Annotated in this window: 11 protein-coding genes; 2 read left to right on the top strand and 9 right to left on the bottom strand. The window is 53.7% G+C overall.

The window, feature by feature from the left end; all coding sequences use genetic code 11:
- Positions 1-43: 43 nt before the first annotated feature.
- Positions 44-916: a sugar nucleotide-binding protein gene (locus tag R3C20_07835; GenBank protein MEZ6040401.1), complete on the top strand. Its 873-nt coding sequence runs from the start codon at positions 44-46 to the stop codon at positions 914-916.
- A 95-nt stretch (positions 917-1011) separates the two neighbouring features.
- On the opposite strand, the gene R3C20_07830 is transcribed toward R3C20_07835, so the two are convergent.
- From R3C20_07830 to R3C20_07790, 9 genes are all read right to left on the bottom strand, one after another.
- A complete protein-coding gene (locus tag R3C20_07830; protein ID MEZ6040400.1) occupies positions 1012-1563 on the bottom strand; it encodes a hypothetical protein in 552 nt (183 codons plus the stop codon).
- Positions 1564-1919: 356 nt separating this feature from the next.
- Positions 1920-3461 carry a DUF1501 domain-containing protein gene (locus tag R3C20_07825; GenBank protein ID MEZ6040399.1) on the bottom strand — a complete coding sequence of 514 codons (1542 nt, stop codon included), beginning with the start codon at positions 3459-3461 and terminating at the stop codon, positions 1920-1922.
- A 117-nt stretch (positions 3462-3578) separates the two neighbouring features.
- Positions 3579-6644, bottom strand: coding sequence for a PSD1 and planctomycete cytochrome C domain-containing protein (locus R3C20_07820; protein MEZ6040398.1), 3066 nt, complete (start codon positions 6642-6644; stop codon positions 3579-3581).
- 422 nt (positions 6645-7066) lie between these two features.
- A complete protein-coding gene (locus tag R3C20_07815; GenBank protein MEZ6040397.1) occupies positions 7067-9241 on the bottom strand; it encodes a peptidylprolyl isomerase in 2175 nt (724 codons plus the stop codon).
- A 281-nt stretch (positions 9242-9522) separates the two neighbouring features.
- Positions 9523-10821: a prepilin peptidase gene (locus tag R3C20_07810; protein ID MEZ6040396.1), complete on the bottom strand. Its 1299-nt coding sequence runs from the start codon at positions 10819-10821 to the stop codon at positions 9523-9525.
- Positions 10818-11378, bottom strand: a complete 561-nt coding sequence (locus R3C20_07805; GenBank protein ID MEZ6040395.1) for a shikimate kinase — start codon at positions 11376-11378, stop codon at positions 10818-10820. The genes R3C20_07810 and R3C20_07805 overlap by 4 nt, the downstream gene beginning before the upstream one ends.
- Positions 11375-12772 carry a shikimate dehydrogenase gene (gene aroE / locus R3C20_07800; GenBank protein MEZ6040394.1) on the bottom strand — a complete coding sequence of 466 codons (1398 nt, stop codon included), beginning with the start codon at positions 12770-12772 and terminating at the stop codon, positions 11375-11377. Before aroE ends, R3C20_07805 begins: the two co-directional genes overlap by 4 nt.
- Positions 12773-13075: 303 nt before the next feature.
- A complete protein-coding gene (locus R3C20_07795; GenBank protein MEZ6040393.1) occupies positions 13076-13999 on the bottom strand; it encodes a Gfo/Idh/MocA family oxidoreductase in 924 nt (307 codons plus the stop codon).
- A gap of 169 nt (positions 14000-14168) precedes the next feature.
- Positions 14169-15323, bottom strand: a complete 1155-nt coding sequence (locus tag R3C20_07790) for a retroviral-like aspartic protease family protein (GenBank protein MEZ6040392.1) — start codon at positions 15321-15323, stop codon at positions 14169-14171.
- A 227-nt stretch (positions 15324-15550) separates the two neighbouring features.
- Between R3C20_07790 and R3C20_07785 the strand changes: the two genes are divergently transcribed.
- Complete coding sequence (locus tag R3C20_07785) at positions 15551-16006, top strand: macro domain-containing protein (GenBank protein MEZ6040391.1); 456 nt, start codon at positions 15551-15553, stop codon at positions 16004-16006.
- The last annotated feature ends 34 nt before the right edge of the window (positions 16007-16040 follow it).

Genomic DNA, 16040 nt, shown 5'->3' with positions numbered 1-16040 from the left:
GAGCGAATCGTGTCATTCTATTCGGAAAAGACGAGCCAAGCAGATGATTGTATTGTTAGGAGGCACTGGCTTTGTTGGAACAGCAATTCAAAAGAGTCTGATGAAGCGCGGTCTTGCGGTCGAGGTGATTTCGAGAAGATTGCTGGACTACACGGATGAAGGTGCCCTGACCGCCTGTTTACGCGACCTCCGCCCTGAATTTCTGATCAATGCTGCGGGTTATACAGGTCGTCCGAATGTTGATGCCTGTGAAGTCAATAAGACGCCATGCCTCGAAGGAAATGCCGTGCTGCCCGGCGTCATTCGTGCGGCTTGTGATCGCGAAAACATCCCCTGGGGCCACGTCAGTTCCGGGTGCATCTTTACCGGACGGAGGCCCGATGGCACCGGATTCACAGAGAACGACCCTGCAAACTTCACGTTCCGGCAGAACAACTGCAGTTTCTATTCCGGCTGCAAAGCCCTGGGAGAAGAGATACTGAATGGAACAGAGAACTGCTACATCTGGAGACTACGCATCCCGTTCAATCAGGTAGATTCTCCACGCAATTACATTTCGAAACTGATCCGATATGATCGCCTGTTGAACGCAGAGAACAGTCTTTCCCACCTGAATGAATTCGCCGACTGCTGTGTCGAAAGCTGGATGATGAGGATCCCGTTTGGTGTCTACAACCTTACCAATCCGGGCAGCATCACAACTCAGGAAGTGGTCAACCGTATCCAAAGGCATGGCTTGACCGACAAATCGTTCCAGTTCTTCAACTCCGAATCTGATTTCATGCAGAAGGCCGCAGTTGCCCCGCGATCAAACTGCGTTCTCGACAGTTCGAAAGCTGTCTCGGCAGGACTTCCGCTGAGCCCGATCGATGAAGCCCTGGAGAAAGCTCTGAGACACTGGCAAACCGCCAGCTGATCATTCAGCCGACTTCAATGCAAAAAAGGGAATCGAGCGAAACTCGATTCCCTTTTTTATGATGTCAGCCGACCGTCTTGTTCTCCGCGAATGCATCACCTTCCGAACAAACCTTTTGCCCCACCGCTGACTCCGCCCTGCTTGAATTTTGGTGGAACCGGCAACTTGATGCCCCCGTTCGAAGAGTTGGAATTCGACTTGAACATTGCCCGTGCACCCGGCTTTTCTGATTCCAGCTTGAACTGAGCTTTGTACTGCTTTGTGCTGCCTCCGGAAGAGGTCACAGCGGCAGGCCCTGCGATGGGTGTGAATTCAACCCAACCGTACATGAGGCCAACGCCAGGGCGATAGAACTCAACCGCCGCCTGCCGATTCGGCCCGATCGCCATCTTGGCATTTTCCATCTCGTAGAGTGAACGCAACGTGTAGATCATGTTGCCGTCCGGAGTCACTCGCTTAAGCACGTCGCCGGGAAACAGGCGACCTTCTGCAGAATACCCCTCAATAATCGATGTGATCTTCAGTCCGCCATTGCAGGGTTGAGAATAGATCCCCAACAACATGCCCGAACGAACGTTACTGTAATCCTGGCCAAAAGCAGTTGTGGCAGAAGCAAGTACGAGTGCAACAAGGATAAGATTTTTCATCACTGAGTCCCTTTATGAAGGTGTTTTCTTTGTTTTCGATTTGAGCATCGTTTCGCTCGACACCTCTCATTTGCCTGGCATGCAGACCTGTTACAGGAAATTCGTGTTTTCCTGGGGGGCAAAAAAATGAAATCGCCGCAACCTCTATCCAGGAAAAGAGTTACAAACGAAGGAACCTCAGAAGAAATTACCGACTCCGCCGAATTCCATTCGGAGGAGCTGATGTTTCAAGGTCAAGTCGGGCCAGCACGTCCGCGCACAGGGCAGCCTGTCTGGAGTTCCCTGAGACGGGTCGCGGTCGACATCAGACTGGACGTCAGATTCCGGTCCCCGATGAGCCTCGCTCCGGGGACACATCAGCCTGTTGAAAAACGGGACTGGCTCGAGCAGGAGACCTGAAAACGATGGTTTCCAGTCGTCCTGCGCGCCGGTCCCGGTTTTTCAATGGACAGCTTTGCCAGGATTTTGTCTACCAGATTCCCGTGCACATCCGTCAGGCGATAGTCACGCCCCTGAAATCGGTAGGTCAGGCGCAGGTGATCAAGTCCCAGCAGATGTAACATTGTGGCGTTCAGGTCATGGACATGAACCGCATCCTGAGTGACATTGAACCCCAGTTCATCTGTCTGGCCATGGACATACCCGGACTTCACACCACCACCTGCCAGCCAAACGCTGTAGCTTCGATTGTGATGATCACGACCATCATTGCCGCCCTGCACCATTGGAGTTCGACCGAACTCTCCTCCCCAGACAACCAGCGTCTCATTCAGCAATCCTCGCTGTTTGAGATCCTTCACAAGTGCAGCGCTGGCCTTGTCGGTATCAGCGGCATTCTGTTTGACACCATTGGTCAGATTGCCATGCTGATCCCACGCCTCGTGGAACAACTGCACAAATCGAACTCCGCGTTCAATCAGGCGCCTCGCCAGCAGGCAATTGCGAGCGTAGTTCGCCTCTTTTGGGTCCTTAATTCCGTACATTTCCAGAATATGAGCCGGTTCACTGCCAAGATCCATCAACTCCGGAACGCTGGTTTGCAGACGATATGCCATTTCATAACTCTGAATGCGTGCTGCCGTTGCCGGGTCACCCAGTGATTTCAGAGAAAGTTCGTTCAGCTGACTAATGGCATCAAGAGAAGTTCGCTGAGCTTCGGTATCGATACCAGCCGGGTTGGAAAGATAGAGCACCGGATCGCCGGAACTGCGAAATGGAACACCCCCGTACATGGTCGGCAAAAATCCTGCACCGTAATTGCTGGCTCCGCCACTGGTCCCCTTGGCGCTGGTCAAGACAACAAACCCTGGCAGGTCAGAAGATGCACTTCCAAGACCATAAAGTGTCCATGATCCGAAACTCGGGCGACCGAACTGCTGCGAACCCGTATTCATCATGATCTGCGCTGGCGCATGATTGACCGCTTCCGTCTGCATCGATCGGATCAGGCAGATATCGTCTGCAATTTCCGCCGTGTGGGGCAGCACTTCGCTCAGCTCCATCCCGCACTGCCCCCGCTTCTCGAATTTGAACTTCCCACCGAGTAGCCCTGAATTCGGATCGATAAAAGCAGCTCGATAGCCTTCGAGTAATTCCGACGGGGGCAACTGCCCGTTCCGATTCTGCAGTTCCGGCTTTGGATCAAACAGTTCAAGCTGGCTGGGCGCGCCCGCGTGGAACATGTAGATCACGCGCTTCGCACGCGGTTCAAAGTGTGGATTCTTTGGCGCCAGAGGAGAAACCTTTGTCGCCACATCAGGAGCGTTGTCAGCTTTCAGTTCCGACTGAAGCAGGGACGATGCCGCCGCACCCGCCAGCCCGATTCCACAGTCTTGGAGAAACCAGCGGCGACGAAGCAGACCAGCCTGTGCATCCCGAAGTGACTGATTAAGGTTCATAACAGCACGACTTCCTGAAGTGGGCGGGACCCACAACCATACGAATGAAGAATTCAGAACACATCTCACTGCCTGTTCCGGAAAGCACAGACGTGCAGATTTTCCCATCAACAGACACTAATTCCGGCTCATGGTTTCATCGAGATTCAGCAGCACGCGCGACGTCAGCGTCCAGGCAGCGGCATCCTGCGGTGTGCAGTTTTCGGGAAGCTGTGGAAGCAGATGAGCCTTACCTGTTGCCACTTCCCGTGCATTCAGCCAACCGTCTGCAATGCGTTGTCGCTGAGCAGCCAGATGATCCATGAGAACATCACGTTCTGCTGCGGTTGGACTGCGGGCCATGCAAAGCTGGTAGGCATAGTCAATTCGAGCCACATCCTCAGGGCCGCCTTCGCGAAGAATTCGCAACGCAAGAGCCTGCGCGCATTCGACAAAGATCGGTTCATTCAACTCGGTTAACGCGGCCAGCGGCGTGTTGGAACGAATACGGCGAGCGCAGGCAAAGTCCGCATTCGGTGCATCCAGAGTCGACATTGCAGGATCAGGCATCGAACGTTTACGGAACCCGTAAACCGTTCGTCGGTAACGTTCCGGCGCTTCTGCAGGCTTCCAGTAGTCGGGATAAACATAGTTATAATCCAGAACATTCTGCGGCACTGGTGGAATCACGCCCGGCCCTCCGATTTTGTGATGTATCAGCCCGGCCAGGGCCATGGCCGAATCGCGAATAATTTCTGCGTCAGCCCGGAATCGTGAACCACGCGTTAGCAGCCGATTCTGAGGATCCGCCTCCAGCAACCGAGCCGTTACTCTGGAAGTCTGCTGGTATGTCTGGCTGCCGGTGATCCGACGAATCAGATGCTTCGTACTCCAGTTGTGCTCCATAAAGTCGACGGCAAGCCAGTCCAGAATATCACGATACTCCGGGACAGGTGCTCGCGTCCCAAAGTCTTCCGACGTTTCGACAAGCCCTGAACCAAAGATATTCTGCCAGACACGATTCACCGCGACACGTGCTGCAAGCGGTGACTGAGGATCCACAAGCCATCGGGCAAACTGCAAACGGGGTGGTTCGTCAGATTCCGGCAAAGGATGAAACGCGGCTGGCACGTGCGGGGCTACGGCGTGTTCAGGCTGGTCCCAGTTACCGCGTTTCAGAATATAAGTCGGCCGATGATACTCAGGTTCGCGTTCTGCCACATGCAGCACGGATGTCGAAGCCTGCGGATATTGATCCCACAAAGCAGTGATCTGTTCGTTGATAGACTGAAGTTGCGGGATGGACTTTCGCCATGCGGCAAACAGAGCCGTCTGCTGGTTGTGTGAGCGTTTATTCGCTGGGACAGCTGCTGCCATCACAGCGTCAAAATCCACGTTCGACGCGGAGGGAGAGGCCTTTGTTGTCAGCGAAAAGCGACAGCAGCCCGGCATATCCGTCATGCGCATGGCAATTTTCATCCTGGTCCCGGCAGGTGCGTCCAATGGTGATTCAAACTGCATCACAGCGACGGAAGGGGCATTGCGTCTTCCAATACCACGATCGGCTTTCCACCAGGTGTTGTCCGCCCCGTCAATCAGGAAACTCACCGGACCGCTGGCATCTTTTCCCTCGTTGTGTTTTTGTTCGGGCTCAGAAAAATCGGCCGTCGGGTTGATAAGCTTTTGTTTTTCCCAGCTGTCGCTTCCCGGTTGCTGCAGCCAAACCTCTACTTCCCGAATTCCCCACGTCCCAAGGCTGCTACGGCCAGGACCTCGAAACGGCAGATCTCCATGATTCAGCAGTTCCAGTCGCAAGCCTGTCACTCCCTGCACGGACGGTTCGCCAATCATGTAGACATCCCCGCTATTGTGTCCCTTCATCAGAAGCGATCGATCAGGTTCCTGGGTCGGATGATTGAGACCGCTGACACTATTCATGTCGTCGAAAACGATCGCATGCCATTCCGGCTGTGAACCCGCCAGCTGCGCGGCCCATGCAGCCATCTCCTGATCCCACGATGGTTGTTCCCGACGAATCTGATCTTCCAGTTGTTGAATTCCCTGAAGGACTTCGACGCGTTTGTTCTGTTGCGCATCCGTATAAACCCACGACTGCGCTTCATACGAATCATTCAGAAAGGCAAACATCCCGTAATATTCGTCCATCGTTATGGGATCGAATTTGTGTGAATGACACTGGGCACACTGAGTCGAAAGGCCCAGAACCCCCTTTCCAATGCAGTCGATCCGATCGAACATTTCGACCATACGAAACTGTTCGGGAATGATTGCACCCTCTTCGTTGATCATGCTGTTCCGCAGAAAACCCGTCGCAATTATCTGATTCTGCGAAGCATTGGGCAGAAGATCACCGGCAATCTGTTCGACGATAAACTGATCGTATGGCATATCAGCATTCATCGCGCCAATCACCCAGTCTCGCCAGGCCCATTGCTCTCGCCGCAGATCTTTTTCGTAACCATTCGTGTCGGAATAGCGAGCAGCGTCCAGCCAGGGTCGAGCCCATCGTTCGCCGAATCGCGGACTGGCCAGGAGTTTTTCAAGGGTTGCTTCGAAACCGTCACGATCAAACGCGCGCAGTTCTTCCGGCGACGGCGGCAGACCAATGACATCCAGATAAAGACGCCGGCAAAGAACGTGCGGTGATTCGGCAGGGGAAGCCAGTGAAGCAGGTGCCGACAACAAAGATTGCCCATCCAGCGTTATGGAAGCCAGTTTGCGAGCGACCATGGCATCAATCGGGTGGCTCAGGCCGTTTCCAGGAAGATCTTCCTGCCGTGGCGCAACAAAGGCCCAGTGCCCCTGATACTGGGCTCCTTCACCAATCCACTGACGAATCGTCTCAATCTGCTGTCGGCTAAGCGGCTTGTTATGCGATGGCGGGGGCATCATCAGATCGCCATCCGTTGACGTAATGCGTTTCCAGAGTTCACTGGCATCCACATCACCCGGCACGATCGCCGCCAGGCCCGATTCGCCTCCCCTGTACGCAGACTCACGCAAATCCAGACGCAATCCCCCCTCTCGTGTTTCCGGATCGACACCGTGGCAAGCTGTGCAGTGTTCGGCAAGGATCGGCTGAACGTCCTGCTGAAAGTCAGGACCTTCAGCGACGACGAAATTTTTCTCTGCACATGCAAACAAGGCTGTGGCGATCAGGCATGCAGAAGCAATTCGACACATGGGTGGATTCTCAGGCGGGATTCTTAGCGGGGAGATCAAAGCTCGATCACAAGTGGTCAATCGAGCGTTGACTCACCGTATTAAAGCCCGGCAGAAGACTTCTTTCCAGTAGAGAACCCAATCGGCCATCGCATCGCGTGAATTCTTCGAGCGAACGTTTGACGCTTCTCCGGCGTCTGTCAACACCGACGTTCGCTGCTGGCAGTGCGTCTGATACTTGAAGGGCGACGGTGGAACGCGGGGAAATCCGCGAGCAACGACTGCAAATTCGCGGACATTCCACCGCAAGACAACACGCGGGAGCAGTTCCGCGCGAACGAACCTGACAGCCTGTTGAAACACGGGATCGACTTGAGAAGGAGACCTGAAAACACGACGGTATTGGGCAGTCCAGCGTGCCGTCCCGATTCTTCAACGGAAAGCTAAACCTGATTCAGAATTTCAGCAATGGAAGAGAACCGAACGAATGCGTCGTCGACAAGGTCATCGGTCAAAGCATTAACGTTGGTCGATGATGTAATCGCCGAGCTGGACAGGGTGAGTTCGGTGTCGCTTGAAATGGAGGCGACGTTGTAGATAGTTCCATCGATCGAGATGCGAGAACGAGAACCTCCCGTGTTCCCAAGTGCCGACACCAGTTCCTCAGTAAACCGGGTTCCAACACCCGTCACAACAGTACTGCCGCCAGTTGTTGAAACCGTCCCCGTGATCGTACGTGTGAGTGGAGTGAAGGTTGACTGAAGTGGCGTTTCATTGAGCGCAGAAACACCGGTCACACTGGACAGGTCTGCCTTCGACAATGCTGCAATACTGTCGACGACCGACATCCCTTCACCAATGACTCGCCCAAAGACCGTATGCGGCACAGAGTCGAGATTATTGACGCCTGAACCATCATTGTTGACGGTATTGACAAACCATTGGCTGGTCCCGCTGTTGATGTCCCCACCCAGCTGTGCCATCGAAAGAGTTCCGCGAATATTTGAAGCGGAAGAATTGAACTCGTTCGTGATCGGGGCATCCGTCTGTACGGCGTCAACGACACCGTTGTTGACAGTGAATCCACCGCCCTGAATCACAAAATCCGTGACCGATCGATGAATGATCACTCCGTCGTATCTGTCAGTGTACCCCAGAAAGTTTGCGACTGTATTTGGTGTCAGGTCGTCAAACATTTCCACTTCATACGTTCCGATGTTTGATACAAACTGAACGACAGTGTTCTTGACGAAGTCGACTTTGACCGTGGCCGTCTGCAGCCCGCCGGCTTCATCCAGCGACTGGATATTGATCTGCTGAAATCCACTCATCTGGTCATTCTCGACAGTATCTGTGGTGTTCAGATCTCGCCGAGTCAGGGTGACGGTTGTGGAAAAATTGCCATTTTCGTCGGCGGTCACCGTTCCGTTGTCGAATTGCCCATTGCCGTCTGTATCCAGTGTCACCGTCGACAATGCTGTGGTGGTGCCAGCGATCACAAAATTCTCATCGCGGGTTATCAGTACGTCACCAGTGGATGCCACCGTCGTGTTGGCAGACAGATCCAGTGTCAAATCCGACACAGACGTCACCAGCAAATCCGAGATCGCTTTGTCGGCAGCAGCAGCCAGCCCAACTAGTCCGTTTGTTGTATCGTCGATCCGAGTACTGATGACAGTGGGAGGCGCCGTGGCTCCCTCGGCCTTTCTGATACTGCGACTGGAATTGAACACGTTGGTCGATGCAATCTCAACGGCATCTCCCACTGAACCATTTGTGTGACCGTCCCCACTGTTAACAGAGAAGGCTCCGTCAAACGTATTCGTCCCGCGAGCCACAACATTGTCAATGTTCCGGCCCGTATTGATATGTATTGTCGAACGGAAAGTGTTGCCCTCCAGAACGACGTTGTCGTCATTCTGTCGAGTCCGAATCTTGACGTGAGCGTTGAAAGTTGAATTCTGTATCAGTACGTCATCCGCACCGTTCTTTGTGTGAATCGATGTCTTATCGGACACTGTCACGTTATCGAGCGATACGCCATCCTCCCCCGCGCCAGTCTTGATTTTCAGCCGGCCATTCACAGTCACATTCTTCAGACTCACGATATCAGAACCACGTTTTGTCTTGATCCATAGACGCCCGTCAACAGTTGAGTCGCTGAAACTAATCTGGTTGTCGCCCTGCCGACCATGCACTTCCAGAGAACCCCGAATCGTGCTACCGGTTGATCCAATATCATCATTTCCATTACCGGCATCAATCACAGCACTGCCGTTGACGATGACGCTGCGACTCAGCAGAAATGAATCGTTCCCTTCACCGAGTCGCACAACCAGTCGGCCGTTCAGCGTGTCCGTGTTCTCTGCGACTATAAGCGAACCAGCGTTGCCGTTGATGGTCGTTCCCTGCAGTCCACGTACGACAACGTTGCCGCCGATCGTGGTGAGTTCGATGGCGTTATTGTCCGCATCTCCGCTGATCGAGACGTTTCCACCGCTGACGTTTACCAGCGCATTCCCGGCAAGCAGCAATCGTTTTTCGAGCGGCAGATCTGCCGTCATGACCCGAATATTCTGCTGCTGAGCACGAGAGCGACGGTTGAAAAACGAAAGCATGGCGAGTCCTCACAATCACTAGATGCCTGTACCACCTGTGACTGCCAGTGCGCGTGCCGCAATCATCACGCATCAAAAGCGCGGTGGTCCGGAATCAGAATCGTCACAGGCTGCAAATTCAATAAAGTTTATCAGGCTTGCCGCGATTGAATTCCGGAGGAGCGAGAAGAGATGCGGACCCATGCCGCTACGAACAGGCAGAATCTGCCGAATGCCGGCGATCGCAGTCAATCCGGCAGTCAGATGCCATTGGCTCATTCACCTGAAGTGCCATCGGACCGTCATCGGCTGTCGTGACGCCATCTGTAAGATTGCGATAAACCACGTCCCGCTCGACAGCCGGGCCATTGCGACACTTGCCATTGTCCGGTCTGTTCGTCCGGTCGTTCCGCGTTGTAGTAGGTCAGATGATCTGCAGAAGACCACTCAGGCGTGGGTTCCTCTTCGTCATAATACAAGGGAAAACCAAGAATCCGTTTGATCAGCTGAGTCAACTGCAGACTGACGACCAGTGCCGACATCATAAAGACAGCAATGGGGACCAAAGCAGGGCCCATATCGAAGATGCGTTTTGCAGCCGGCCAGACCGTGGGCCAGCCAACAAGCACCAGCACAGTTGCCATACTTAACCATGGACCATACGGCGAATAGCGATCGCCACGCACCAGCCATGTTATCAATGCTGAAGCAATCGCCAGCAACGGTGCGATGAAAAACGCGATCAGCACGGGTTGCCAGCCAATCACACTGCCGATCATTGCCATCAACCACACATCGCCTTCACCCATCGCTTCCTGGCGAAGGACCCGACTACCAGCGGTCCGGACAAACCAGACAACGCCATAACCCATGCAGAATCCCGCCAGGCTGGTCAAAAAACCATGAAGGTGCGGATGGCGTTGCGCGAACTCCACGGCGTCCCAGTAAAACATCAATGGTTTTAAGACGGATGGAAGTTCTTCCCGCAGAATATTGGCTACGCTCAGGTCCTGAAACCACAACGGAACAATAAAGCACTGACCCACAGCCGTCGATGCAAGGATGGCCACGACAATCCAGGGATCTGTACACGCTTCCGGGATGATTCTGAGTTCGAAGTCGATGAAGGTGGCCACAATCAGACAGCAAATCATCATCATGTGCAGCGAGTAGCGCAGATGCAGCCAGACGTCCGGAGAAAGATGATCCGTGATGTTCTGCGGTCCCAGTACCGTGTAGAGGCCGGCCTGCTGGATCGAAACATATCGATCGGGTGGCATTTCAATCCAGTACATCAACACGAACAATAACCCGGTCAGCAATTCCACAAAGGGATAGCGAAACGAAATCGGGCGACGACAATTGCGGCACTTTCCCGCAAGCATCAGCCAGCCGAGCAGTGGAATATTGTCGCGCCATTGAATTGCAGCCCCGCATTTCGGACAGCCGGAACGAGAACTGTTCAGCGCCTTTAGCTGGTCCCAGAGCTTGTACCTGGAAGGAAACCGGTGAATACAGACGTTCAGAAAGCTACCGAAGCAGCAACCCAGAACAAAAATACATCCGTAGACAAACGGGCGAGGCAGATCGAACAAATTCACGACCGTACCTCCTGCGCCCCGTTGCCGCGATTCAGCTTTGACAGAATCAGGCGACAAACTTCATCGGGTGAATTCGCATCTGCATCCACAGTGATGGTTGCTGTCTGCAGATAAATCGGACGTCGAACCGACATGACCGCAGTCACTTCGTCTGTCACCGATTGTCCGGTGAGACTCGGGCGACGACTGGCGGTATTGATGTCACCGGCAATTCGCGCAGCGAGTGTGGCATCCGGCGCGTCCAGCCAGACTACCGGTCCGGCATTCTTCATCAACTCACGATTTCGTTCTGCCAGAATCGCGCCGCCTCCTGCCGCAATGACAAAGCAGCCACTGGTTGATGCACGATCGGCCGCTGTCAAAGCCTGCAGTGTCTCTGTTTCGCGCAGGCGAAATCCCGTTTCACCCTCCGATTCAAAGATCTGCCGGATGGAACAGCCCGCACGTTCTTCGATGACAGCGTCGCTATCGACCCATTCGCATTGCAGCGCATCAGCCAGCAATGGGGCGACACTCGATTTGCCACAGCCTCGATATCCAATCAGGGTGATAATCATGTGTCATCCTGATCCGACGTTTCCTCATCGTCCTCATCATCCGTTTCTGATTCTGAACTCGATACCACGGAAGAGGCCACGCGTGCTGCAGACATGATTCGACGCAGAGTTTCTCCCATGAACTCCGTAGGAGCCGTCTCATCCGAGAATAACTCAAACTGCATGGCAGCCTGCCGAATGAACATCTCAATACCGCTGACGATCGTGCAGCCACGTTCCATGGATTGCTTCAGAAGCAGGGTCTTTTCAGGAGTGTAAACGGTGTCAAAAACCAGCATCGATTCATGAAGCCAGTTTGCCTGGTACGGTGTTTCATTCATCTTTGGGTACATGCCGACCGATGTGCAATTCACCAGGATCTCGCACGCTTCAACACCACGATTTTCCCAGGACACAAACTGGCACTGAAGCTCAACCGACAGCTGCTTTCCTCGCTCTCTCGAACGGTTTGTAATCGTCACAGCAGCGCCTTCGCGCACCAGCACGTGAGCAATCGCGCGAGCAACGCCGCCTGCTCCAAGGATCATCACCCTGCGCCCGGCCAGATCCGTGGTTTTGGCGGGAGACCGCTGCAAGCCCATCCTGATCGCCTGCAGGGCTGCATCGGCATCTGTATTCGTGGCAACCCATTCGTCACCTTCCAGATACAAAGTATTCGCCGCGCCAATTTCGTCGGTCTGTTCATCCAGACTGTCGCAGAACTCCAGCACTGCTTCCTTGTGCGGAATAGTGACACTGTAACCACATAATCCGAGGCGACGATACTCTTCCAGTGTCATCAGCAACTGATCTGCAGGAACGCGCAACGGCAGGTAGACGGCATCCAGACGCAGCTTTCTGAAAGCCGCATTATGGATCAACGGGCTCTTGCTGTGGGCGATAGGGTCACCAATGACGCCGAAGATCTGAGTATCTTTGGTGATTTTATTGAAGCGATAAAGATTGCGTGTTTCTGCGAAGGTCAGTTGCCCTGGCGCCATTTCACGTTCGCGACTAAATGCAGCATAGGTGAACGGAGAACCAAAACGCCCGCACAGAATACGGCTGATGGTGCCAAATTCACCCATACAAAATCCCACTGTCGGGATCGTCGCAGACTGAACAAGTTCCAGCATACGAACGTTGTCGGAAGGCGAATTCGCCATCGTGACAATTTTGATCACGTCCGGATCGCACTTCGCCATGCGTTTGTGAATATCAAACAACTCCATCGGTGTTTCGTCGAAGTTGTGATGACTCACGATACGTTTCGTGGATCCGAATCGAGGAATCTCAGCGGCAACGTCGTCTTCCAGGTCGACGTACTCAGCTCCTGCGATAATGGCTTCCCGAAGAATCGCCAGTCTTTGTTCTTCTGTACCAAACCAGCGTCCGCGATCTTCACGCCGTCGAATCGTAACAACGACGGGTGTGGGGCGGTCTTTTCAGCAGTAGCCCGACATCCGGCTTCCGTCGCATGAAGTCCAGTCGAAGTTCAACCAGTTCAGCGCCAAGTTCTGCCAGGTGCTCATGTTCGCTGCGCACCGAAGAATGTCGAGTGCGTCCGAGACTTACGCAAATCATATGTCAAAAATTTCAGATGATGATTTCTGTGTTTTCAAAACGCCGCAATGATGGGCAACAGGGACAGCGCTGACAAGCCGGAAAATCGCTGACAAACCGTTCGGCAACGAAAACGCACGGCTGAAGGGGACTGTTTAGCCCCCTTGCCTGGCACCGTCAATCACCTGCGAAAGATTTACCGGCTTGCCGTCGCAGTTTCGACTTGCTTCTGCAGCACTAAGAAAAGCAAAGACCTCAACCATTTCGGCGTCTGAAACGGGAGATCGGCCAGACAGGAAGAAATGAACAATCTGATTCACCAGTGCGGAATAATCGTACGAATTTGTCACATGGCGATTACCGGTTGTTCCAAACACCGCGGCCCCCCACCCGGAACAGCCTGTTTCCTCACGAATTCCGCGGAACGTACCGATTCTACCATCCTGCCACCGACCCATAACCAATTCAGTAAATGGAGTCTGCACCGCCCAAACCTGCTGACAGCCCGTACCAAGAAATGAATACAACAAATCCACTCCATGAACTCCGTACCAGAAAAGATCCGGGTGCCCGGGCATCATTCTGGATGGTCCGAATGTATCGCAGCCAACAATCTGGCCAATTGACAAATCCTGCCTCAATTCCGGGTACCCCGGGGAGTACCGCATGGATGAGGCCGTAAACCACGGCACGCCTGTCGACTTTCCGAGTTCAGCAATCGCCAGGACGTCTGTCAGTGAGGCAGCCAGAGGCTTGTCGATAAAAACAGGTTTTCCGGCACCGAACACGGGTGCGGCCTGCTCAAGATGCTGCCGCCCATCGACGCTTTGAATCATGATGCCATCACAGCATTCCAGCAGGTCGCGCAGGTTCGGAACGATGGTGACTCCCATTGCGGCGACTTCCGCCGTGTAGCCCTCCACACGATCCCGGCTCATTGGAAAACCGGGGCTGCCGCCGGCAACTGCCGCAACCAGCTGAACACGATCCAATGGAGACGGACGATCGGAAGCCGTTAACAGTCGCGCGAAGGCGGGAACATGCGAAGTATCCAGCCCTATCATTCCCAATCGCATCATTTTGCCCTGACACCTCACTGAAACGCGTCACGCCTGCCTGGCCGTTCATTCAAAACTTCGGCACGTGTATGGGATGAAACATCCGGCCAACACTTCGGGAGACCATAAGAATCGAGTCGACGTCCATCCACAGACCAACGGATTCTTTCAGAGCAAAGATGCTGTGCAACTAGTCTTCCTCTCGACCTCGACTCTTGCTCTTCGACGCGGATTCATCTTCGACACGAGTCATGGAAATGATACCCTTACCCGAATCAATCCTGTAGATGAAGTGCTCCAGAAAACTCTGGCCGAGCAACGGCACGACGTTCGTATTTTCCGGGCCAAACACAGCACACTCGACATCTTCAACCGTGAACCTGCCAACGCGAACAGTTTTTGCACTGACCATTCGACCTTCAATCTGCCGACCGTCCGCAACCACAAACGAAACGCGTTGTGCATCTGGGCCGGGTTTCAGGTCCAGCTTTTCTGCAAGCTCCCATGACAACACAACAACACTTGCTCCGGTATCAACGGCAATGTCAATTGGCTCCTTCCCGTTAATGACCGCTGCCACGTAAAGCAGACTCCCCTGCCCCTGCTGTCCCTGAATGTCTTCTGATAAAACCGTCTCTTCGAGCTTCACCAGCGAACGCTCAAAACTTGCGAGACTTCTGGACGGACCGAGTTCCAGTTTTTTGTCACTCGACTGATTGAAATCATTAATCGCCTGCCGAACAACGTTATCAGCAGCCAGCACGGTGTATCGATCCTTTACGACATCAAACCTGGTTCGCATATCAATGATGTGCTGCGCATATAATTCTCGAACTTCTCCGGCTTTCGACCTGGCGGCTTTCAGATTGTTCTCAGCGGTCTGGTCCTGAGACGCCAGATTGATTTGTCCACCGAGCGCGTTCAGCAAGCCAACTATGCGATTATTCTCTGCGACGGTCCGCGCGTTGGCCAGCTGTGCGTTCAGCTGGACATGCTGGACATTCATTTGGGTCAAAGCCGTTTTCTTTGCCAGTGCCTGTCGTTCGGCCTGAGTCAGGACACGCCCGGCATCAGATACCTGGCGTTTGAGTCTGGATGACTGAGACATCAGCTTTGTCAGCTCAGACTCTTCCTCCAGAATCCAGCCCGCACTGCTCTTGCGCAATCCGCGTTGCTGAAGGACGGTTTCGGGATCGCCTTGCGCTGAAACGGAGCCACAGCAGAAAAACATGAAAAGCGAAACGAAGATTGCCGTCAGGCGAACATGAAAACAATCGATAATGGGCATTCCAGCGTCTCCTGCGATGGTGGCGAACTCCGGCGGATTATTACTGATTTTCGACACGGTTTGTTATATTCCCTCTTGAAACGGTTCGCTGCACTTCTCTTCGGGGGAGTGCCCCGCCGCGGAAGGACCATCTACACCGAAGAACAGATACCACCCGTTACTTTGAAGGCGAGGCTACCGATGGCGCGATACAGATTCAACCAGTCTGACGTGCCTGACGAGTCATCCGGACAAATCCAACTCCATTTCCTGTCATCCACGGTTCGATCAGTCGGAACAGGACGATGAAAACGATACGGGGAGACCTGTTAAAATTGGCGGTCGAAGGAACCTTTGACGTCATTCTGCACGGGTGCAATTGTCAATGTGCAATGGGAGCCGGGATCGCAAAGGCAGTGAAAGCCGTTTTTCCGGAAGCCTACGAAGCCGATTGTCAAACCGAGAAAGGGGCCGAAGAAAAGCTTGGCTCCATTTCGTATGCCAGAACCGAACGGAACGCCCGCGAAATCATTATTGTCAACGGCTACATCCAGCTGCATTGGCGAGGAAGCGGCACAAAGGTAAATTACCAGGCCCTCAGATCAGTCTTGGCCACCGTGCGAAAAAACTTTGGCGGCAAACGAATCGGGTATCCCAAAATCGGAGCCGGCCTTGCGGGTGGTGACTGGAACCGCATCGCGGCAATTATTGAGGAAGAACTCGATGGTGAAGACCACACCCTGGTGGAGTTTGCACGCTGAGGCACACAATTGTTCTGAGTCGCAGTCCTCAATC

The organism is Planctomycetaceae bacterium (assembly GCA_041398825.1).
Classification (GTDB): Bacteria; Planctomycetota; Planctomycetia; order Planctomycetales; family Planctomycetaceae; genus F1-80-MAGs062.
The sequence above is the reverse complement of the archived record's forward strand: the minus strand, read 5'-3'. Positions and strand labels throughout refer to the sequence as shown.